Annotated in this window: 16 protein-coding genes; 4 read left to right on the forward strand and 12 right to left on the reverse strand. The window is 67.9% G+C overall.

Features of this window, described 5'->3' with window-relative positions; translation table 11 throughout:
* Position 1: 1 nt before the first annotated feature.
* Together GGC47_RS03700 and GGC47_RS03705 are read right to left on the reverse strand one after the other, a co-directional pair.
* Entirely contained in the window at positions 2-985 is a 984-nt protein-coding gene (locus GGC47_RS03700; protein ID WP_142020104.1) for a bifunctional riboflavin kinase/FAD synthetase, read from the reverse strand.
* Positions 986-1,133: 148 nt separating this feature from the next.
* Positions 1,134-1,589 (reverse strand): MaoC family dehydratase, encoded by a 456-nt coding sequence (locus GGC47_RS03705; protein ID WP_051987672.1) that lies wholly within the window; start codon positions 1,587-1,589, stop codon positions 1,134-1,136.
* Between the two features lie 248 nt (positions 1,590-1,837).
* Between GGC47_RS03705 and GGC47_RS03710 the strand changes: the two genes are divergently transcribed.
* Positions 1,838-2,224 carry a response regulator gene (locus GGC47_RS03710; protein WP_038360830.1) on the forward strand — a complete coding sequence of 129 codons (387 nt, stop codon included), beginning with the start codon at positions 1,838-1,840 and terminating at the stop codon, positions 2,222-2,224.
* An 82-nt stretch (positions 2,225-2,306) separates the two neighbouring features.
* Here the strand turns inward: GGC47_RS03710 and GGC47_RS03715 are convergent, their stop codons facing one another.
* From GGC47_RS03715 to GGC47_RS03725, 3 genes are all read right to left on the reverse strand, one after another.
* Complete coding sequence (locus tag GGC47_RS03715; RefSeq protein WP_142020102.1) at positions 2,307-3,170, reverse strand: TIGR01459 family HAD-type hydrolase; 864 nt, start codon at positions 3,168-3,170, stop codon at positions 2,307-2,309.
* Positions 3,171-3,281: 111 nt separating this feature from the next.
* Positions 3,282-4,751 (reverse strand): EAL domain-containing protein, encoded by a 1,470-nt coding sequence (locus tag GGC47_RS03720; RefSeq protein WP_370954824.1) that lies wholly within the window; start codon positions 4,749-4,751, stop codon positions 3,282-3,284.
* 150 nt (positions 4,752-4,901) lie between these two features.
* Positions 4,902-6,680, reverse strand: coding sequence for a tetratricopeptide repeat protein (locus tag GGC47_RS03725; RefSeq protein ID WP_142020097.1), 1,779 nt, complete (start codon positions 6,678-6,680; stop codon positions 4,902-4,904).
* Positions 6,681-6,858: 178 nt separating this feature from the next.
* Between GGC47_RS03725 and aptA the strand changes: the two genes are divergently transcribed.
* On the forward strand, positions 6,859-8,199 hold the full coding sequence (gene aptA, locus GGC47_RS03730) for an omega-aminotransferase AptA (RefSeq protein WP_112762951.1): 1,341 nt from the start codon (positions 6,859-6,861) through the stop codon (positions 8,197-8,199).
* A gap of 82 nt (positions 8,200-8,281) precedes the next feature.
* Here aptA and GGC47_RS03735 read toward each other — a convergent pair whose 3' ends face one another.
* The 3 genes from GGC47_RS03735 to GGC47_RS03745 all read right to left on the reverse strand — a co-directional run bounded on the left by GGC47_RS03735 (position 8,282) and on the right by GGC47_RS03745 (position 10,066).
* Complete coding sequence (locus GGC47_RS03735) at positions 8,282-8,548, reverse strand: hypothetical protein (protein WP_113253945.1); 267 nt, start codon at positions 8,546-8,548, stop codon at positions 8,282-8,284.
* Between the two features lie 95 nt (positions 8,549-8,643).
* Positions 8,644-9,138, reverse strand: a complete 495-nt coding sequence (locus GGC47_RS03740) for a peptide deformylase (protein WP_142020095.1) — start codon at positions 9,136-9,138, stop codon at positions 8,644-8,646.
* 154 nt (positions 9,139-9,292) lie between these two features.
* Entirely contained in the window at positions 9,293-10,066 is a 774-nt protein-coding gene (locus tag GGC47_RS03745; protein ID WP_142020094.1) for an SDR family oxidoreductase, read from the reverse strand.
* Positions 10,067-10,181: 115 nt separating this feature from the next.
* Here GGC47_RS03745 and GGC47_RS03750 point away from each other — a divergent pair, with 115 nt between their 5' ends.
* A complete protein-coding gene (locus GGC47_RS03750) occupies positions 10,182-11,084 on the forward strand; it encodes a LysR family transcriptional regulator (RefSeq protein WP_142020092.1) in 903 nt (300 codons plus the stop codon).
* Positions 11,085-11,094: 10 nt separating this feature from the next.
* On the opposite strand, the gene GGC47_RS03755 is transcribed toward GGC47_RS03750, so the two are convergent.
* From GGC47_RS03755 to GGC47_RS03770, 4 genes are all read right to left on the reverse strand, one after another.
* Positions 11,095-13,296 (reverse strand): FAD-dependent oxidoreductase, encoded by a 2,202-nt coding sequence (locus tag GGC47_RS03755; RefSeq protein ID WP_142020090.1) that lies wholly within the window; start codon positions 13,294-13,296, stop codon positions 11,095-11,097.
* A 23-nt stretch (positions 13,297-13,319) separates the two neighbouring features.
* Entirely contained in the window at positions 13,320-14,528 is a 1,209-nt protein-coding gene (locus tag GGC47_RS03760) for an acetyl-CoA C-acetyltransferase (RefSeq protein WP_142020088.1), read from the reverse strand.
* A gap of 137 nt (positions 14,529-14,665) precedes the next feature.
* Positions 14,666-16,453: an acyl-CoA dehydrogenase C-terminal domain-containing protein gene (locus GGC47_RS03765; RefSeq protein WP_142020086.1), complete on the reverse strand. Its 1,788-nt coding sequence runs from the start codon at positions 16,451-16,453 to the stop codon at positions 14,666-14,668.
* Positions 16,454-16,710: 257 nt separating this feature from the next.
* Entirely contained in the window at positions 16,711-17,148 is a 438-nt protein-coding gene (locus tag GGC47_RS03770) for a MerR family transcriptional regulator (protein ID WP_142020084.1), read from the reverse strand.
* A 379-nt stretch (positions 17,149-17,527) separates the two neighbouring features.
* Between GGC47_RS03770 and GGC47_RS03775 the strand changes: the two genes are divergently transcribed.
* Positions 17,528-20,905, forward strand: a complete 3,378-nt coding sequence (locus GGC47_RS03775; RefSeq protein WP_142020082.1) for an SEL1-like repeat protein — start codon at positions 17,528-17,530, stop codon at positions 20,903-20,905.
* The last annotated feature ends 42 nt before the right edge of the window (positions 20,906-20,947 follow it).

The following is a 20,947-nucleotide window of genomic DNA, read 5'->3' on the forward strand; positions in this document are numbered from 1 at the left end:
CTTACGGAAGGAAGGGCGGCGTTTTCGCCAAGATGTCGCGTGCGCGGGCGCTGTCGGCGTCCATCTGCGCGATCAGGGCCTCGAGCGAGTCGAATTTCGCTTCGCCGCGCAGCCAGTCGACGAAGGCGACATCGACCTGGCGGCCGTAGAGGTCGCCCGAGAAATCGAAGACGAAGGTCTCCAGCCGCGGCGCGCCGTCGTCGAAGGTCGGGCGGCGGCCGAAGCTCGCGACGCCGTCACGCCAGGTGCCGTCGATCCTTATCCGCACCGCGTAGATGCCGTGGCGGAGCTTGCAATCGCGGGCCAGATGCATGTTGGCGGTGGGGTAGCCGAGGTCGCGGCCGCGCTTGTCGCCATGGGAGACGAGGCCGCGCACGAACCAGGGATGGCCGAGGAATTCGGCGGCACGGGCGACATCGCCCTCCTCCAGCGCCACGCGAATCAGGGTCGAGGAGACAGGCTCGCCGTGCCAGGAATAGGGCGGGACGACCGTGACGGGGATGCCGGCGGCGAGTCCATGGGCCTGCAGCATCTCGGGCGAGCCGGTGCGGCCCTTGCCGAAATGGAAATCATAGCCGCAGACGAGGCCGGCAGCGCCGAGCCGGCCGACGAGCAGCTCATCGACGAAGCGCTCGGCCGGGATGGCCGCCGTATCGAGATCGAAGGGCAGGACAAAGGTCCGGGGAAGGCCGATCGCGGCGAGCAACTCGACCTTGAGCTGCGGCGGCGTCAGGCGGAAGACCGGCTGGTCCGGCCGGAAGACGCTGCGCGGATGCGGCTCGAAGGTGAAGGCGGCCGGCCGCGTGCCAAGGCCGTGTGCCATCGCGGCGGCGGTCCGCCCGAGTTCGGCATGGCCGCGATGCACGCCGTCGAAATTGCCCAGCGCGAGCACGGCGCCACGCAGGCTGCCGGGGAGCTGCTTGTCGAGGTCGAGGACCAGAGCCGCCGGCTCGTCGCGCGGCGCCGCCTCGGTTTCAGTTGTCATCGATCGCAAAAATCCAGCACCCGGCCGTAGCCGCGTCGTCACCGTCTTTGCGGCCAAGCCCGGTGGGCGTCAAGCGCGCGAACGAGATGTCGCCATGCCGGCAAGTCGCCCCGCAGGTCGTCGCCGCAGCTGCCGGCCGCCGCTCCCGTCAGCGCCTCGGCGTCGGCGGCATGGCCACCCAGGCCTCGCCTTCCATGACGGGCTTGCCGTCGACGAGGCACTCGCAGAACAGCCGGGCCCGGCGGCGCTCGGAGACAAGCTCGACCACCTCGACGCGGGCGGTCACCACATCGCCGATCCGCACCGGAGACAGGAAGGTCAGGGTCTGGGACAGATAGACCGCGCCCGGCCCCGGCAGCCGGGTTCCGAGCAAGGCCGAGATCAGGCTCGCGGTCAGCATGCCATGGGCGATGCGCTGGCCGAATTTGGTGCTGGCGGCGAATTGCTCGCAGAGATGGATCGGGTTGGCGTCGCCGGAAAGCTCCGCGAACAGCGCGATGTCGCGCTCCATCACGGTCCGCATCAGGCTTTCGCTCTGGCCGACCGCCAAATCCTCGAAGGCATGGACGGTGTAGAGCCCGCCCGGCACCGGCTGTACTGTCATGAGCTTTGTGCGACGCGGCGCAATCGCCGCCCCTTTCCCTGTGCGAATGCTAACCATCTCGCACTCGCAGCATTGCGGCAATTGGACTTTGGTGCCGGCTCCGCCGCCTCAAAAATGCCGGGTTGTCTGAGATCGGATTAACCGCTTCGCAACGCGCCCCGGCTATCACCGCTGAAACAGAGCTGTCTTCCCAAGGCAGCGCGTCGCCGGTATGTCCCGGCACGAAACCACTGTGCCGGAGCATTGCAATGGCGCTCGACCCGTCCATGCCGATCCTGGTCGTCGACGATTATCAGACCATGATCCGGATCATCCGCAACCTGCTGAAGCAGCTCGGCTTCGAGAATGTCGACGACGCCTCGGACGGCTCGGCCGCCATCGCGAAGATGCGGGACAAGCAATACGGGCTCGTCATCTCGGACTGGAACATGGAGCCGATGGGCGGCTTCGAGCTGCTGCAGCGCGTGCGCGAGGAGGCGAAGCTGGCGGAGACGCCCTTCATCATCGTCACCGCCGAATCGAAGACCGAGAACGTCATCGCCGCCAAGAAGGCCGGCGTCAGCAACTACATCGTCAAGCCGTTCAACGCCCAGACGCTGAAGACGAAGATCGAGTCCGTCTGCTCGGCGGCCTGACCCCCCGGTCTCTCGCGGCCCAGGCACGATGCCGGGGCCTCCCCGCTCGAAGCTTCGCTTCGCCTGGGAATGACGGCCCGTTTCACCAGACCAGGTGCGGAATGGCGTAGTCGGGCCGGTGCGTCTGCCGGCCGAACCAGCCGTGACGCTCCTCCCACGAAACCTGCATCAGATCCTGCGCATGGATGCCGGCCAGCACCATGATGCCGGCGGCGCCAAACGCGGCCGCTCCCGCGATATCGGTGCGGATCGCATCGCCGATGGCGCAGATCCGGTCGCGGGCGACGGCCCCGCCGCGCTTCTCCTCGGCGAGCCCGAGCGCGACCTCGTAGATCGGCCTATGCGGCTTGCCGGCATAGGTCACCGTGCCGCCGATCTCCTCATAGGCGAGCGCGACCGCCCCCGCGCAGGGGACGATATGGCCGCCGCGCTCGACGACCAGATCGGGATTGGCGCAGATCATGGGAAGATCGCGCGCCGCGAAACCCGCGAGCAGGTCGGCATAGGTCGCAGGCGTGTCGGCCTCGTCGTCGAAGAGGCCGGTGCAGAGCACATAGGAAGCCTGGTCGGGCCCGGTCTCCGGCGCATCGAGCCCGGCGATCAGCGGCAGGTCGCGGTCGGGCCCGAGCCGGAACATCGGCTGGCCGGCGCGCGCGCCGATCAGCGCGCGGCAGACATCGCCCGAGGTGACGATCGCATCCCAGGCGGCGCGCGGCACGCCGAAGCCGTCGAGCTGGCGGATGATCGCATCCCGCGGGCGCGGCGCATTGGTGATGAGGACGACGCTGGTGCCGCGTTCGCGCATCCGCGTCAGGGCCTCGATCGCTTCCGGAAAGGCGGCGACGCCGTTATGGACGACGCCCCAGACATCGCAGAAGCAGAGATCGAAACGATCGGCGATCTCGGAAAACCCCGAAAGGGCGGCAACCGGTTCGGAGCCCGTCATCGGCACAGTCATTCTCCTACGGATGAGGCGAGGTAGCGGCGCGCCACGCTCTAGACGGTATTCGCGCGGGGTGGAACCCTGCGTCCGCCATTCTTCGCGGTGCGTGGCGGCTCAGGCGCTGGCGCGGCGCAGCACGGCACGGAAGGGCAGCCGCTCAGGCCGCCGCGGCGCGTCCTCCGCCGGTGCGGCGGCAGGCTGCGGATAGCCCAGCACCTCGGCGGAGGGCCGGGGCGGCGGCGGCGCGGGTTCGGTCCGGGCAGCGGCTGCGGATTCGGGCGCAGGCTCGGCGAAGACCTCCGGCTTCACCGGGCGCGGCGGCGAAAAGGCATTGCCCTGCCCCATCGCGATACCGAGCTCGATCATGTCCGCCGCCATCGGATTGTCCTCGACGGTTTCCGCAACCAGCGTGATCGAGGCACGGGCGAGCATGGCGGCGAGATCGCCGGCCGCGATGTCGCTCGCGACGCGCCCTTCGGCATGAACCTGGAGGAGCGCCGCCCTGACCTTGATGAAACGCACGCCGCGATCGAACAGGGCCTGCGGATCGAAGCGCAGATCCGCGACCTGATCGAGCGCGAAGCGCACGCCGCTGGCCGACATCGCGCCGAGCAGGCCAAGGCTCGTCGGATCGAGCGCGCGGAAGACCGCCTGCGGCATCTCGATGACGAGGCGGCTGCTGTGCTCGCGATATTTGTCGAGGATGCGGGTCAACGCCGCCAGCGCCCGCGAAGCCCCCCAGGTCGCGGAGCTGAAGTTGCAGGTCACGAAGATGTCGCCGTCCCTCGAAGCGAGGTGACGGGCGATCGCCAGGGCTCGCGTGAGGACGAGCGCGTCCAGCGTCGGCCCGAAGCCGCGCTCCTCGACGATCTCCAGGAATTCATGCGGCAGCAGCAGCGTGTTCTCGTCGATGCGCAAGCCGACCACCGCCTCATAGCCACGGGTCCGGCGCTGCGGCAGCGAGACGATCGGCTGCAGATGCACCTCGATCCGCCCCTCGCGCAGGGCGGCGCTGATGATGCCCGCGCGCTCCGCCTCGGCCTCCTCCTGCGCGGCCCTGGCCGCCGCGGCACGCTCCGCTGCCAACTTTTCGGCGTGCTCGCGCCGCGCGGCCTCGGGGTCGATGCGGACCTCCGGTGCGGAGGCCCTGGCCGGCGCCGGTGCCTGCACGGGCGCCGCCGGCAGCTTCGCGAGCTTGTCGTCATGGTCGGCGAGCGTCGTCGCGACCTGGTGAATGAGATCACCGAGCAGGCCGACCTCGGCGGTCAGCTCGTTGATGGCAGCGCGGGCCGGCGCGGCATCGACGTCACGCATGGGCATCTGCTCGACACGCTGGGACAGCGCATCGATCCGGATGGCGTTGGTCGCGAGCCGGACCTTGACCTCGCCGAGCCCGGCCAGGAGCAATTCGCGCTGGCCCAGATTGCGTCGTTCCAGGGCCCAGAGGCTCGTCGCCAGCCCCGCACCGGCTGCGATCAGGCCCAATGCCGGCCCCAATGCTCCCGGCATCAGGATGGCGACGATGGCGCCAGCCGAAACACCGGTCACGGCACCGGCGAGGGGATGCAGGGCTTTCAGGCGCACAGGAGCCAAGGCAGCGCTCGCGCGTCGAGGGGTTGATCGGGGGTGGAAACGAATCACAACGCTGCGCGGTAGAGTACCTCCCGACAGGCAGACACGCGAGCGATACCGCTCGATTCATCGCCTCTCGCCCGGACTTCGCTCGAAAATGCTCTAGCGCCCGGCGATGCCGAGATCGCCGACGATCCGCTGTGTCACGTCCTCGCTGAAGCCCCTGCGCGCCAGATAAAGGCGAGGATCGCTTCCGAAGAGCGGAGAGCGCCTCGCAAGTTCGCTCAAGGCGAAGTCGCGCCGGGTGGAATCGCCGCTCATGCTCGCCTGCAAAGCCTGCCCCAGCAAACTGAACGGCGTGCCATCCGCTTCCAGAACCGCCGAATAGGTTTCCGACAGGCGCCTGGCGCCGGTCAGATAGGCCGCCAGGAAGGCATAGAAATCATACCAGGGGGGACGCCCGGCGCTGATCTCAATGGCGCGCTCCAACAAGGGCAGGCCCTCGGCGGGACGGTTGAGACGGACATAGAGCGAGCCGAGAGTGGCCATGATGTCCGGATCGTAGGGATTCCGATTCACGGCCTCGCGGCCGGCCCTGATCGCGTCGGCGGCACTGCCACGCAGGAACAGGATCTCCATCATCGCCTGCTGGGCACGGGCCCCGGAGGGCGCCAGCCTGATCGCGGTCAGGGTCGCCGCCATCGCCCGGTCGAGCGAGGCACTCCGGCCGGCATCGGGGGCCGCGGCATATTCGCCAGCCATGAGCAGCGCGAACTGCGCCCAGGCGGGATAAAATCCGGGGTCCCGCTCGACCAGCTGCTCCAGGCAGGTGCGGGCCGCGACCCGCTTCTCAGGCGTCATGAAGCGACGGTAATCGAAGGCCTGGAAGATGCACTGCATCGCCGGCGCGGATGAATTCTGCCGGAAATCGGCATGAATGACACCGAAAGGCTCGGCCAGCCGCGTTCCGACGCGCCGGGCGAGATCCACCAGATCCTGATCCTGCAACAATTCGCCGACAGGCCGGCTCGACGAGGCCGTCCAGACGATCCGGCCGTCCTTGGCGGCGCGCAGCCGGCCGAAGCCCTCCAGTGCCCCCTCGGTCGAGAGAATGCTGATCTCGAAGACGTAATCCACCCCTTCGGGCGGCGGCGCTCCGGGAGCCGGCGCCTTGATCACAAGGAGATCGTCGAAGCGCGCCGTCACGTCCACGAGCACTTCCGCGACACGGCGGACCGCCTCGGCGAGCTTGGGGTCGGTCGGCACGCGCGGGATGACGATCGCGACCGAGACGAGCTGGGCCGAGGGCGCGGTCGAACGGTCACGCGCCACCTCCGGCGGGGAGGTGTCCGCCGGGCGGCTGGTCTGCGTCACCAGATTGCTTTGCGGCGTCTCGCCGAACGGCTCCAGATACCAGACGAGAAGCGCGAGGAGCGCGCAGGCGAGCACCGCCAGGGCCACGAGGAGCCAGCGCCGGGCCGCCGCGTCCCGCTCAGCGATGTCCGCGCGCATATCCTGTCCGTCGACCGGGCCGCCCGGAGGAACGAACGGCTCCGGCCCGAGGCGATCGCCCGGCTCGACAAAGGCGAAGACCGGGGCATAGCCGCCGACCGGCATGGTCATCCGCACCGGATCGTCCTGTCCCTCTCCGGCATAGTACTGGGTCAAGGCGCGGCGCAGGCGGCCGGCCTCGACGCGCACGATCGGATCGGCCTGCGGATCGAAATCCGCCGGGCGGCCGAGTGCCTCGACGGCAATGGTGTAGCCCTTCAGCTCGGCGCGCCGGCCTTCGACCGCCCGCTCGACGACGAAGCTCAGGAAAGCGGAGAGTTGCGGCGCGGCGCTGAAGACATCCGACGCAAGGATGCGGGCGAGGCCAGCGCGAATCGACGCGACGGCCTGCTCATCCAGCCGTTCGTTGTCCTCGACACTATCGCCCATCGGGGTCCGTTCAGTTCATGCCCCAGAGGGTAAGCTACGCTATCGACGACCTAACGTCATCCGACAAATCGGGCTGCGGCAGCCATGTCGCGGCCCGCACTCATGCCTCGCTCGGCGGCGATTTACACCCTGCATCGACCTGCTAGGTTGAACGAACGTTAATCCACAGGATGCCCCGATGACCGCTGCCTCGTCGCCGATCGCCACGCCGAACGATCTCGAAGCCTATTGGATGCCGTTCACGGCGAACCGGTCGTTCAAGAAGAACCCGCGCATGGTCTCCCGCGCCGAGGGCATGTTCTACTACACGCCGGAGAACAAGCCGGTCATGGACGGCACGGCGGGCCTGTGGTGCTGCAATGCCGGCCATGCGCGCGAGCCGATCATCCAGGCGATCCAGGCCCAGGCGCGCGACCTCGACTACGCTCCCTCCTTCCAGTACGGCCATCCCAAGGTCTTCGCCGCCGCTGCCCGCATCGCGGCGCTGGCGCCGGGCGATCTCGACCATGTCTTCTTCGCCGGCTCGGGCTCGGAGGCCGCGGATTCGGCGCTCAAGATCGCGCTGGCCTATTGGAACGTCTCGGGCAAGGCCGCCAAGACCCGCCTCATCGGCCGCGAGCGCGGCTATCACGGCGTCGGCTTCGGCGGCATCTCGGTCGGCGGCATGTCGAACAACCGCAAGTTCTTCGGCTCGCTGCTCACCGGCGTCGACCATCTCGCCCATACCTATGACCGCGAGAAGCAGGCCTTCAGCAAGGGCGAGCCGGACTACGGCGCGCATTTCGCCGATGATCTTGAGCGCATCGTCGCGCTGCACGACGCCTCGACCATCGCCGCGGTGATCGTCGAGCCGATGGCGGGCTCGACGGGCGCGCTGCCGCCGCCGAAGGGTTATCTCAAGCGCCTGCGCGAGATCTGCGACAAGCACGGCATCCTCTTGATCTTCGACGAGGTCATCACGGGCTTCGGCCGCCTCGGCTTCGCCTTCGCGGCCGAGCGCTATGGCGTGATCCCCGACATGATCACCTTCGCCAAGGGCGTGACCTCCGGCACCGTGCCGATGGGCGGCGTGATCGTGCGCAAGCACATCTACGACGCCTTCATGGGCGGCCCGGACAATGTCATCGAGCTGTTCCACGGCTACACCTATTCCGGCCATCCGCTGGCGGCGGCCGCCGCGCTCGCCTCGCTCGACATCTATCGCGACGAGGGGCTGTTCGAGCGCGCCCGCGCCATGGAAGGCGCCTGGGCCGATGCGGTGATGAGCCTGAAGGGTGAGCCGAACGTCGTCGACATCCGCACGCTCGGCATGGTCGGCGCCGTCGATCTCGCGCCACGGGCGGAGGGCGCCGGCAAGCGCGGCTACGAGGCGATCGAGCGCGGCTTCCACGAGGAAGGGCTGATGATCCGCACCGCGGCCGACACCATCGCCTTCTCGCCGCCGCTGATCATCACGGAGTCGCAGGTCGAGGAGCTGATCGGCAAGCTGCGCCGGGTGATCCGGTCGGTCGCGAACTGAAGCGGCGAGCACGCGCGCCAGTATTTCCAGCGGCATAACGCCAAGGGCCGCCTCCCCGGGGAGGCGGCCCTTCACGCATCTGTCAGCGCGCGACGCGCCAGGCGACCAGCAGAGCGAGCAAGGCCGGCACGGCGAAGACCAGGACAAGGATCGGCAATTCCGCGCGCACGGAGTAGCCCGCCTTGGCGACGCCGACCCACATGTTGAGCAACGCCACGGCAAGCCAGACCGGCACGAAAAGCTTGGCAGCGAGAGCATAATCCGGCTCAGCCCCGCCCCACAGCTTTCCGAAGAGCAGGAACAGGCCCAGCAGCACCACGCCGCCGCCGATCACCATCGCCATATGCATATGCCTGCTCCTCACCGTCGAAAACAGATACAGATACTGCGAGCTTACGACGCCCGCACTCCAGCCGGGCGAAGGCAGGCAAAGCTCACCTGCGCTCAGCCGCGCCGCAGCTTGTTGTAGCGCGCAATCAGCCTGTCGCGCTTGAGCCGCGACAGGCGGTCGATCCAGAAGAGGCCATCGAGCTGGTCGATCTCGTGCTGATGGCAGACGGCGAGCAGCCCGTCCGCGTCCTCGACATGTTCGACGCCGTCGAGATCGCGGTAGCGCACGCGGACATGAGCATGGCGCTCCAGCTCGTCGGTCACACCCGGCATCGAGACGCTGCCCTCGACATGGCGGATGGTCTCGCGCGAGACATTGTCCAGCACGGGATTGACGTAGGTCCGGACATCGCCCGGCGTCAGCTCCAGCACCACCAGCCGCAAGAGCACGCCGACATGCGGCGCGGTGATGCCGATGCCGGGCGCCTCTCGCATCGTGTCGAGCAGGTCCGCCGCCAATTCCCGCAGGTCGGCATCGAAACGCGTGACGGACGCCGCCGCCACCCGCAGACGCGGGTCGGGAAAGTTCAGGATCGGCCTGGACGGCATATGCTCATTCCGACTTCTTGCGTGCAGTCGCGTTTCCGACCTTCCCGGAACCGGCGCCAACCAACAAACCGCTTCCCGATGTTATCGGGAAGCGCATCATGCGACCGAACGACGACAGCCGCTTCATCGGCCTGCGGCTGCATCAACGACACACTCACTTCGTCGTGTAGCCGCCGTTCACCAGGATCGTCTGGCCGGTCATCCACCAGCCGTCCGAGACGAGGAAGCGCAGCCAGGGCACGATGTCCTGAATGTCGGTCAGCCCCGTCTTCGAGAAGGGCGAGAGCGCCGCCGCGCTCTTGTGATAGGCGACCGCATCGGCGCCTTCCGCGGGATAGAAGAACGACGTGTCCATCGGGCCCGGCCCGATCGCGGTCACCGAGATGCCGCGCGCGCCGAATTCCTTGGAAGCCGCGCGGGTATAGTGCTCCACCGGCGCCTTGGTGCCGGCATAGCTCGCATAGAACGGCGTGAAGGCGCCGAGCAGCGAGGTCACCAGCGTGCAGACCTTGCCGTTGTCGCTGACATGCTTGCCGGCTTCCTTGAGGAAGAAGAACGCCGTCTTCGAGTTGACCGCGCTCATCTCGTCGAACTCGGCCTCGCTGATCTCGACCATCGGCTTCTTCAGCACCTTGCCGACGGTGTTCACGGCGATGTCGATCGCGCCCATCGCCGCCTTGGCGTCGGCAAAGAGCTTCTCCATCGCTGCCGCCGAGGTCAGGTCGGCCTGGAAAGCATAGGCTTGCGCACCCGCAGCCTTGATCGCGGCCATCGTCTTCTCGGCTTCGGCCTTGACCGGAGCGCTGTTGTAATGAATGGCGACCGCCTTTGCGCCCTGCGCCGCCAGGTCCTTCGCCAGCAGGCCGCCCAGATTCTTGGCGCCGCCGGCGATCAGAACCGTCTTACCCTTGATGCCGTGATCGGCCATCGCATGCTCCTGTTCGCTGCAATCGATGGCGACAAAATATCGTCCAAAAATCAGATATAAAGATTTTGATCAGGACATCACTAGTCAGAATTTCCGAACAATCTGGAGCGCCGATTTGGACCGCATCGACCTCTTCCGCATCTATGCCCGCGTCGTCGAGTGCGAGAGCTTCACCCAGGCGGCCAAGGCGCTCGGGCTGCCGCGCTCCTCGGTCTCGGCGGCGGTCGCGGCACTGGAGCAACGGATCGGCACAAGGCTGCTCCAGCGCACGACGCGGCGCGTCTCCGCCACGCAGGACGGCGCGGCCTTCTACGAGCATTGCGCCCGGCTCGTCGCCGATGTCGAGGAAACCGAGGCGCTGTTCCGCCACAGCGCCGCGCGCCCTGCCGGGCGGCTCAGGATCGACGTGCCCGGCCGCATCGGGCGCCTGATCATCGCGCCCGCCCTGCCGGATTTTCTCACCCGCTATCCCGAGATCGACATCGATCTCAGCGTCACCGACCGGGCGAGCAATCTGATCGAGGACGGCATCGATTGCGTGCTGCGCGTCGGCGCGTTGAGCGATTCAGGTTTGATCGCGCGCTCGGTCGGGGAGTTGCCGCTGATCAATGTCGCCAGCCCCGGCTATCTCGCGGCGCATGGCGTGCCCGGGCATCCCGGCGAACTCGATGGGCATAAGGCCGTCAACTACGCCTCGCCGTCGACGGGGCGGATCGAGCCTTGGGAATGGCTGGAGAATGGCGCGCTGCACGACCGCCCCCTGCCGGGCCGCGTCACCGTCAACAGCGCGGAGGCCTATATCGCCTGCTGCCTCGCCGGGCTCGGCCTGATCCAGATCCCGGCCTATGATGTGGCCGAGCATCTCGCTGCGGGCGATCTCGTCGAGGTGATGCCCCGGCACCGGGCTGCGCCGATGCCGATGACCCTGCTCTATCCCCACCGCCGGCACCTGTCGCGCCGGCTGCAGGTCTTCGCGGACTGGCTCGTGGCGCTGCTGCGCACAAGGCTGGCGAACTGAGCCCTAAGGCTCAGGCCGCCTTCGTCTCGGCCGTGCCGTAGAAGCTCTCGCCGGTCTTGGCCATGCGCTTCAGCAGGCGGTTCGGCTTGAAGCGCTCGCCATGGCTCTTGGCCAGCTTCTCGCAGAGCTTCACGAAGGTCGCCGCCCCCATATTGTCGATATAGGACAGCGTGCCGCCCGAGTAAGGCGCGAAGCCGAAGCCGATGATCGAGCCGACATCGGCCTCGCGCGGATCGGTGACGACGCCTTCCTCATAGGTCTTGGCGGCTTCCAGCGCCTGCGTCACCAGGAGGCGGTGCTTCAGCTCCTCCATGTCGACGCTCTCGGGATCGAGGCGCTTGCCGACGAGCTCGGCGAGCCCCGGCCAGAGCCGCTTCTGCCCGCCTTCCGGATAGTCATAGAAGCCCTTGCGGTTCTTGCGGCCCAGCCGCCCATGCTTCTCGACCATGTCGGCGAGCAGCTTCTCCTGTGCCGGATCGACGGCGCCCTCGCCGAGCTGGGCCTTGGTCGCCTTCAGCACCTTCCAGGCCAGATCGACGGCGACCTCGTCATTGAGCGAGAGCGGGCCGACCGGCATGCCGGCCTGCTTGCCGGCGGCCTCGATCATGGCCGGCGGCACGCCTTCCATCAGCATCAGGTGGCCTTCGCGGATGTAGTTGCCGACGCAGCGATTGGCGTAGAAGCCGCGGGTGTCGTTGACGACGATCGGCGTCTTCTTGATGGCGCGGACATAGTCCAGCGCCATGGCGAGCGCCTTCTTGCCGGTCTTCTTGGCCATGATGACCTCGACCAGCAGCATCTTCTCGACCGGCGAGAAGAAATGGATGCCGATGAAGTTCTTCGGGCGCTGGCTGGTCTCGGCGAGGCCGGTGATCGGCAGGGTCGAGGTGTTGGAGCCGAAGATCGTGCGCGGTCCGACGACCGCCTCGACCTTGGCAATGACCTCGGCCTTGACCTTCGGGTCCTCGAAGACCGCCTCGACGATCAGGTCGCAGCCCTTGAGATCGGCATAGTCGGCGGAAGCCTTGATGCGGCCGAGCAGCGCGTCGCGATCGGCGGTCTTGGCACGGCCCTTCATGATCTGGTCGGAAACCAGCTTGTGCGAATAGGCCTTGCCCTTCTCGGCCGCCTCGACGTCCTTATCGACCAGGACGACCTCCAGCCCCGCCTGCGCCGTCACGTAGGCGATGCCGGCGCCCATGAAGCCCGCGCCGATGACGCCGACCTTCTTGAGCTTCGACGGCGGCACGTCGGCCGGGCGGCGGGCGCCCTTGTTGAGCTCCTGCATTGAGACGAAGAGCGAGCGGATCATCGAGGCCGCCTCCTTCGTCCGGAGGATCTTGGCGAAGTAGCGGCTCTCGACCTTGAGGCCGAGATCGATGGGCAACTGCAGGCCCTCGTAGACCGCCGAGAGGATGGCCCGCGCCGCCGGGTAGTTGTCGTTGGTCTCGCGGCGATAGATCGCATTGGCCGGCGGCCAGATCTGCATGCCGGCCGGCGAGTGCACCTTGTTGGAAGGCAGCTTGAAGCCCTTCTGATCCCAAGGTTGCGTCGCCTGCGGATTGGCCTTGAGCCAGTCCTTGGCGTTCTGGACGATGTCGGCGCGGGCTGCGACCGCATGGACGAGGCCGGAATTGCGCGCCGGGAGCGCCTTCACCTGCTCGCCCTTGAACATCATCTGGAGCGCGTCGCCGGTCTGCATCAGGCGTGAAACGCGCTGGGTACCGCCGGCGCCCGGAAACAGCCCGACCTTGATCTCGGGCAGGCCGACGCGGGTCGAGGCATCGTCCGAGACGACGCGGTACTGGCAGGAGAGCGAGAGCTCGAAGGCGCCGCCGAGGCAGACCCCGTGGATCGCGGCGGCAAACGGCTTTCCGCAGGTTTCGAGCTTGCGATAGAGCAGCGAGAGCTTGCGGCTCTCGTCGAAGAAGCTCTGCATCGCGACCGCCTCGCCCTTCTCCTTGGCGAGCTTCACATAGAGGTCGCGCAGGCCCTGGAGCATGGTGAGGTCGGCGCCGCCGGAGAAGCTCTCCTTGCCGGAGGTGATGACGCAGCCCTTGATGGCTTCATCGCCCGCGACCTTGTCGACGATCTGGTTGAGCTCTTCCATCACCTCGGGGGTGATGACGTTCATCGAGCGGCCGGGCATGTCCCAGGTCGCGACAGCGATGCCGTCAGCGTCGGTCTCGAAGCGGAAATTGGTGAGGTTCATGATGTCTCTCCCTGCCCTTCCGCTCAGACGCGTTCGATGATGGTGGCGACGCCCATGCCGACGGCGACGCAGAGCGTCACCAGCGCGGTCTGCTTGTCCTGCCGCTCCAGCTCGTCGAGCACGGTGCCCAGCACCATCGCGCCGGTCGCGCCAAGCGGGTGGCCCATGGCGATGGCGCCGCCATTGACGTTCAGGATGGCGTCGTCGATGTCGAGCGCCTGCTGGTAGCGCAGCACCACGGAGGAGAAAGCCTCGTTCAATTCGAAGAGGTCGATGTCCTTCATGGTCATGCCGGCCTTCTTCAGCACGAGCTGGGTCACGTCGATCGGACCGGTCAGCATCAGCGCGAGGTCGGAACCGACGGTCGCGAAGGCCTTGATGCGGGCGCGGGGCTTGAGGCCTGCCGCCTTGCCGGCCCGCTTCGAACCGACGAGCACAGCCGCCGCGCCATCGACGATGCCGGACGAGTTGCCGGCATGATGGACGTGGTTGATGAACTCGACATCGGGATGCGCGGCGGTCCCGACCGCATCGAAGCCGCCCATCTCGCCCATCTGGACGAAGGAGGCCTTCAGCGCGGCCAGCGCCTGCATGTTGGCGTCGGGGCGGATCGTCTCGTCATGGTCGAGGATGACGAGGCCGTTGACGTCGGTGACGGGGATGACCGATTTCTTGAAGCGGCCTTCCTTCCAGGCCTTGGCGGCGCGCTGGTGCGAGCGCACGGCGAAAGCATCGACATCGTCGCGCGAGAAGCCGTATTTCGTCGCGATCAAATCGGCCGAGATGCCCTGCGGCATGAAATAGGTGTCGATGGCGACGCTGGGATCAACCGCGATGCCGAAGCCGGAGGCGCCCATGCCGACGCGGGACATGGATTCGACGCCGCCGCCGATCGCCATCTCTTTCTGGCCGGACATGACCTGGGCGGCGGCGAGGTTCACCGCGTCGAGGCCCGAGGCGCAGAAGCGGTTGATCTGCACGCCCGGCACTTCCTTGCCGTAGCCGGCCTTGAGCGCGACGGTGCGGGCGATGTCCGCCGCAGCCTCGCCGACCGGATCGACGCAGCCCAAGACGACGTCCTCGACGAGGAGCGGATCGAGGTCGTTGCGCTCCTTGATGGCGCGCAGCGCCTGCGTGCCGAGCTCGATCGCCGTGACCTCGTGGAGCGAACCGTCGGCCTTGCCCTTGCCGCGCGGCGTGCGGACGTGGTCGTAGATGAATGCGTCTGCCATTTGGTGGCCTCCCGGGGCGCCGTCGGACGGCGCGTTCTGGTGCCGGACGTCATGGTCGGGCTTGACCCGACCATCTCGTCATCCAGCGGGTTCTGCAAGAGATGCCCGGGTCAAGCCCGGGCATGACGGCGTTTTCGTCAGAACTGCTCGACGCTGAGCGCCATGGTCGTGTCCGCGCCGGAGGTGATGCGCGCCAGATGGGCGGCAGTCTCGGGCAAGGTGCGCTCCATGAAGAAGCGGGCGGTGACGAGCTTGGCACTCATCCGCTCGTCGGCACCGGCCTTGAGCTTCTCCTGCGCGGCCTTGGCCATCTTCACCCACATGTAGCCGAGCGAGACCAGGCCGAGCAGGTGCATGAAATCGCTGGCGCCGGCGCCGGCATTGTCCGGCTTGGCGAGCGCGTTGTTCATGAACCACATCGCCGCCTGCTGGAGATGGCCGAGCGAGACCTGGAGCGGCCCGAGCAGGGGCTTCAGCGCCTCGTCCTCGGCATTTTCCTTGAGGAAGCCACCGACCTCGTTGAAGAAGGCCATGATGCCGCGGCCGCCGTCGCGGCCGAGCTTGCGGCCGACGAGATCCATGGCCTGCACGCCGTTGGCGCCCTCGTAGATCATCGCGATGCGGGCATCGCGGACGAACTGCTCGACGCCGGTCTCGGCGATATAGCCATGGCCGCCGAACATCTGCTGCGCCTTCACGGCGTTGTCGAAGCCGATATCGGTGAGCACGCCCTTGAGTACCGGGGTCATCAGGCCGAGTTGGTCGTCGGCCGCCTGACGCTCGGCCGCGTCGCCGGAGCGATGGGCGATGTCGGATTTCAGCGCGTTCCAGAGCACGAAAGCGCGGGCGGCCTCGTTGAAGGCCTTGATCGACATCAGCGTGCGGCGCACGTCGGGGTGGACGATGATCGGGTCGGCCGGCTTGGCGGGCTCCTTGGCGCCGGTCAGCGCGCGGCCCTGCAGGCGCTCCTTGGCGTAGGCGACAGCGTTCTGATAGGCGACCTCGGACTGGGCGAGCCCCTGGATCGCGACGCCGAGGCGGGCCTCGTTCATCATCACGAACATGGCGTTGAGGCCGCGATTCTCCTCGCCGACCAGCCAGCCCTGCGCGCCGTCGTAATTCATCACGCAGGTCGCATTGCCGTGGATGCCCATCTTGTGCTCGATCGAGCCGCAGGACACGCCGTTATTGGCGCCGACCGAGCCGTCCGCACCCAGCTTGTTGCGCGGCACGACGAAGAGCGAGATGCCCTTCACGCCGGCCGGCGCGCCCTCGATGCGGGCGAGCACGAGGTGGATGATGTTCCCGGTGATGTCCTGCTCGCCGGCCGAGATGAAGATCTTGGTGCCGGAGATGGCGTAGGAGCCGTCGCCGTTCGGCACGGCCTTGGTCTTGAGCAGGCCGAGATCGGTGCCGCAATGCGGCTCGGTCAGGTTCATGGTGCCCGACCAGGTGCCGTCGATCATCTTCGGCAGATAGGTGCGCTTGATCTCGTCGGAGCCGTGGACATAGAGCGCGGCGATCGCGCCCATGGTCAGGCCCGGATACATGGCGAAGGCCATGTTCGCGGCCGAGGCATATTCGTTCATCACGGCGCCGAGCGTGTAGGGCAGGCCCTGGCCGCCATATTCCGGGTCCATGGCAAGGCCGATCCAGCCGCCGCCGGCATAGGCCTCATAAGCCTCCTTGAAGCCCTTCGGCGTGGTGACGCGGCCGTCTGGGTGGCGGGTGCAGCCCTCCTGGTCGCCGGAATAGTTGATCGGCTGGAGCACTTCCTCGCAGAGCTTGGCGCCCTCGCCGAGCACGGCCTCGATCACGTCCGAGGACGCGTCGGCGAAGCCCGGCAGGTTGTTATAGCGCTCGATATTGAAAACGTCGTTGAGCAGGAAAAGCGTATCGTCGACGGGCGCCTTGTAGACCGGCATTGTGGTCCTCCCTCACCTCGCGCGGCGGCGCTCATGGGTGCACCGCTTCAAGATAGTTCACATATAAACAATCTCACCCGGCATGCAATGGGTGTCCGGCGAATTTGTCCTCCCGCGCGTGACCGTTCGATGGCAAGGCAATAAAAAACCCCGGCAAAGCCGGGGTTCTGGGACAGAGCGTCGCGCATCCATCCGGAGACGGGAGGTGACCCCGCGCTTTTCGCCGGAAACCGGATTCGGCCCGACGCGGTGCGGTCTCAGGCGGCGCTGAGCCGGGTGAGCGAGCCCTCGAGCTCCTTGATGGCGTCCTCGATCTCGGCGCGCTGGCTGCGCAGCAGCTCGAGCTGCTCGACGATCTGATCGCGGCTGAGATGCAGGCCGCCGACCGAGGCCGACTTGCCCGCCGAGCCCGCCTTCTTCTCCTCATTGGCAAGCATGGCGCGAATCTCGACCAGGGTGAAGCCGAGCTGCTTGCCCTTGAGGATGAGCGCGAGCCGGGCACGATCACGCGCCGAATAGATGCGCATCATGCCCGAGCGGGCCGGCGCAAGCAGGCCGCGGGATTCGTAGAAGCGCAGGGTTCGCAGCGTCACGCCGAAATCACGGGCGAGATCGCTGATGGTGAAGCCCCCGGCATCGGAATCCGCGACCGGGACATTGTCAGCGCGGGTCTCATGAATCGAGGAACCCGCCATAGCTGAGCTTTGGCGCGACATGAGCATTCATTCCTTGAAAGATGGACGGCGGTACCGGCACATACTGGCGGCATCGCCTTGCTGAGATGTCTTCTTACGGCACCCCCTCCCCTAGCGTCAGGTAATACGCCCCCAGGGTGGGGTAAGTTACGGTTATACGAACCCCGACAAGGCGGCAGAAAAGCGGCGCTTCGGAAAAAATTAACGGATCGGTCGGAATTCTTAACCCGCTGTTTACCATGCCGGCGAAATCTCAGGGGCGCGGACCGGCGTTGCGACTTCGTCAACGTTCTTTTCACGGATCGCCGGATCGAGCGGAAGCGGCGGCGTCAGGGAGCTGCGCCTTCGTTAACAACGGGCCCTGGAGGCGAGCACAATCATGGCGAACAGCTTGCCCTGGAGCGTCAAGGGGGTCGACCCGAGGACGCGCGATGCGGCTAAGGCGGCGGCTCGCCGCGCCGGCATGACCTTGGGCGAATGGCTCGATCACAAGATTCGCGACGAGAGCGAGGAGGCGCAGCCGGCGATGGCCGCCACGGCGCCGCCGGAGCAGCTCGATATCGCCGCCCTCTCGGAGCGGCTCGCACGGCTCTCCCAGACGCAGACCGAAACCGCCGCGCGCGCACCGACCCCTCAGCCCTCGCGCAATGAGATCGACGTCCTGCTCCGCCAGGCGGCGGCGACCGAGAGGCTGACGCGCGAGACGAGCGCACGCACCGCCGGGGCGCTCGATTCGATCACGCGCTGGATCGAGAAGACCGAGGACCGCCTGTCCTCGGGCGAGCGGACGGCCGCCGAACGCCAGGAGCGGGCGACCAGCGTCATCGCCGAGGCCATCAAGTCGATCGGCGAGCGGATCGTCGAGATCGAGCGCCGCGCCGTCGAGCCCCGGCAGCAGGCCGGCGAGGATCGCTCTCCCCGGCTTGCGTTCAGCCGCGACGGACTCGCCGCCGCCGTCACCGATATCCGCACGCGCCAGCGCCTGCTCGATCGCGACGAGAGCGAGGCGCCTCGGCCGGCTCAAGCTTCGCAGGACCGCATCTCGGCGCTGCGCGAGGATCTGCGCGACCTCAGCGCACGCCTCTCGCCGGATGCGCGGCGCGCGGCCGCGCCGCAGCAGCGGCCCGCAGCCCCCTTCGGCAGCGATCTCGCCCATACGATCGAGACCAAGATCGCCGCTCTCGGCGAGCGCCTCGACAGGCTCGCCGGCCGCGATCATTTCGAACCGGTGCTGAAGCCGCTGGCCCGCCTCGAGGCGGAGGTTTCACGCCTGTCGCAGGATCGCTCGGGCGGTGGCTACCAGCATGTCCAGCGAGAGATCGCGCATCTGGCGAACAAGATCGACGCGCTCGCATCGGCTGGCGGCATCGATCCGACGCCGCTGGCGCGCGATATCGCCGAACTGCGCGAGCTGGTCGCGCAGAACGGCAACGACCACCGGCTGGAAGAGCTCTCGCAGCAGATCGCCTCGCTCGGCTTCGAAATCAGCCGGCTGCGCGAGATCGAACCCGACATGCGCGAGATGCGCAACCTGTCCTCGGCCATCGAGGATGTGCGCAGCGCCGTGCTTTCGGGCCGCCCGCGCGAGTTCGAGCTGGGGCCGCTCTCGGCGCTGGCAGGCCAGATCGACCGGCTGTCGCAGCGTTTCGACGAAATCGCCGAGCGTCGCCCCGATAACCAGATCGACCATCGCCTCGACCTGCTCCAGCAGCATGTCGAGCGGCTCGCCGAGAACAGCCCGGTCGCCGTCACGCGCCAGATCGAAGCCCTGGCCGGGCGCATCGAGAGCCTCGCGGCCTCGAGCGAGCTTGTCCGCATGACCGAGGGCGCGGACGGGCGCGTGCCGGCTGCTCTCAAGCCGATCGAAGACATGCTGCGCCACCTCGCCGAGAAGATCGACGAAGCTGGCGCGCCTGAAGCGAATTCGGAGTCCTTCGAGGCGCTCGAGCAGCAGATCTCGGGGATCGCCGCCCGGCTCGACGAGGCGGCCGCGACCCGCCACGCCGAGAGCGGCATCGAGCGGACGCTGCAGGATCTGGTCGTGCATCTGCGCTCGATGCGGGAGGAAACGGCAGCCGAGCGCGCCGCGCTCGTGCAGGCCACCAGCGCGGTGACGCCGGGCAAGGGCATCGTCGAGCTCTCCGGCCTGGTTTCCGGCATGCGGGACACCCAGATCTCCTCGGAACGGCAGACGCATGACGCGCTCGGCGCCCTCAACCAGACGCTCGAAGCGATCATGGGCCGCCTGTCGAACCTCGAAGGCGAATTGCTGGCGGAGCGCCATGGCGCTTCCGGCCGGCCAGCCGCGCCGCGGGCCCAGGAGCCGGCGACGCGCCAGGAGCCGACCAGGCGCTTCTCGACGTCTCGCGAGCCGCTCGTCGCGGCTCCCGCCGCTCAGGACCGGCCGGTTGCCGGCGAGGCGCCCCAGCGCACCGAGCCGACCCTCGCCATGCCGAGCGCGGCCTTCGACCTGCCGCTCGAGCCGGGCTCCGGCCGCCCCCGCCCCGAGGCGACCGCCAATGCCGGCCAGGATGCGCAATCGGTTCGCCAGAGCCTGATCGCCGCCGCGCGCCGCTCGGCCAAGGCCGCCAGCGAAGCCGCCGCGACCGCGCCCACCACGGCGGCCGAACCCGCCGCGAAGAGCCCAGGCCGGCTGCGCGAGATCATGGAGAAGCGCAAGCGCCCCCTCCTGCTCGGCCTCGCCGCGGTGATCCTCGCGCTGGGAACCGCCCAGGTCGTCACCAGCTCGCTGGGCGGCAAGGATACGAAGACGGCCAGCAACGAGAGCCAGAACCTGCTCGCTCCCCCGGCCGCCCTGCCGGAAACAGCGGCGGCATTGTCGCCGCCAGCACCGGCGGAACAGGCTCCCTCCAAGGACCAGTCCTCGCTCGCTCTCTCATCGCCCGCCGCGAATGCGAACGGCGCCATCAACGCGGATGCGGGCAATGCCCCCGCCGCCCCGGCTCCGGCGACCGTATCCGCCGCCACGGAACCGGCGCAGGCGACGCCGGAAACGGCCAGCGCCACGCTGCCCGCCTCCGAGCCGGTGCAGGCCGTGACCGGCCTCGGCGATCTGCCGACCGGGCTGGGCAGCGCCGGGCTGCGCAAGGCCGCGCTCGATGGCGACGCACGCGCCGTCTACGAACTCGCGACACGCGCCGCCGACGGCCCCACCGGCTCGCGCGACCCCAAGCTCGCCCTGCGCCTGTTCGAGCGGGCGGCCGTCGCGGGGCTCGCGCCGGCACAGTTCCGCCTCGGCAACATGTTCGAGAAGGGCGTGGGAGCTCCGCGCGACCTGCCCCTCGCCCGGATCTGGTATCAGCGCGCCGCCGAGCGCGGCAACGCCAAGGCGATGCACAACCTCGCGGTGCTCTATGCCGAGGGTGCCGCCGGCAAGCCGGATTATGCCACCGCGAACACCTGGTTTGCGAAAGCGGCCGAGCTCGGCGTGCGCGACAGCCAGTACAATCTCGCCGTGCTGCTCGGCCGCGGGCTCGGCGCGCCGGCCGACCTGGCGCAGTCCTATGTCTGGTTCGCGATCGCGGCCGTGCAGGGCGACGAGGACGCCGCCCGCAAGCGCGACGAAGTCGCCCAACGCCTGAAGCCGGAAGAGCTCGCCGCCGCCAAGGCCCGGGCGACGGGCTGGAAGCCGAAAGTGCTCGACACCGCCGCCAACGAAGTCACCCCGCCGCCGAAGGGCTGGGATGCCGGCCCGACAGCCTCGATGGCGAAGCCCGGCAAGCCGAGCCGGAGCTGAAAGCCCTGAAACACGTCATGCTTACGACGTGTTGACGCGGCA

The organism is Allobosea sp. OAE752 (genome assembly GCF_050433265.1).
Classification (GTDB): Bacteria; Pseudomonadota; Alphaproteobacteria; order Rhizobiales; family Beijerinckiaceae; genus Allobosea; species Allobosea spartocytisi.

Coding starts and splice junctions, on each gene's coding strand:
- GGC47_RS03740 (WP_142020095.1), bottom strand. CDS start 9,138: ATGCCGTCCAGGCCGATCCTGAACTTTCCCGACCCGCGTCTGCGGGTG.
- GGC47_RS03715 (WP_142020102.1), bottom strand. CDS start 3,170: ATGACGGGCTCCGAACCGGTTGCCGCCCTTTCGGGGTTTTCCGAGATC.
- GGC47_RS03775 (WP_142020082.1), top strand. CDS start 17,528: ATGGCGAACAGCTTGCCCTGGAGCGTCAAGGGGGTCGACCCGAGGACG.
- aptA (WP_112762951.1), top strand. CDS start 6,859: ATGACCGCTGCCTCGTCGCCGATCGCCACGCCGAACGATCTCGAAGCC.
- GGC47_RS03745 (WP_142020094.1), bottom strand. CDS start 10,066: ATGGCCGATCACGGCATCAAGGGTAAGACGGTTCTGATCGCCGGCGGC.
- GGC47_RS03755 (WP_142020090.1), bottom strand. CDS start 13,296: ATGAACCTCACCAATTTCCGCTTCGAGACCGACGCTGACGGCATCGCT.
- GGC47_RS03770 (WP_142020084.1), bottom strand. CDS start 17,148: ATGGCGGGTTCCTCGATTCATGAGACCCGCGCTGACAATGTCCCGGTC.
- GGC47_RS03710 (WP_038360830.1), top strand. CDS start 1,838: ATGGCGCTCGACCCGTCCATGCCGATCCTGGTCGTCGACGATTATCAG.
- GGC47_RS03760 (WP_142020088.1), bottom strand. CDS start 14,528: ATGGCAGACGCATTCATCTACGACCACGTCCGCACGCCGCGCGGCAAG.
- GGC47_RS03735 (WP_113253945.1), bottom strand. CDS start 8,548: ATGCATATGGCGATGGTGATCGGCGGCGGCGTGGTGCTGCTGGGCCTG.
- GGC47_RS03725 (WP_142020097.1), bottom strand. CDS start 6,680: ATGGGCGATAGTGTCGAGGACAACGAACGGCTGGATGAGCAGGCCGTC.
- GGC47_RS03705 (WP_051987672.1), bottom strand. CDS start 1,589: ATGACAGTACAGCCGGTGCCGGGCGGGCTCTACACCGTCCATGCCTTC.
- GGC47_RS03700 (WP_142020104.1), bottom strand. CDS start 985: ATGACAACTGAAACCGAGGCGGCGCCGCGCGACGAGCCGGCGGCTCTG.
- GGC47_RS03765 (WP_142020086.1), bottom strand. CDS start 16,453: ATGCCGGTCTACAAGGCGCCCGTCGACGATACGCTTTTCCTGCTCAAC.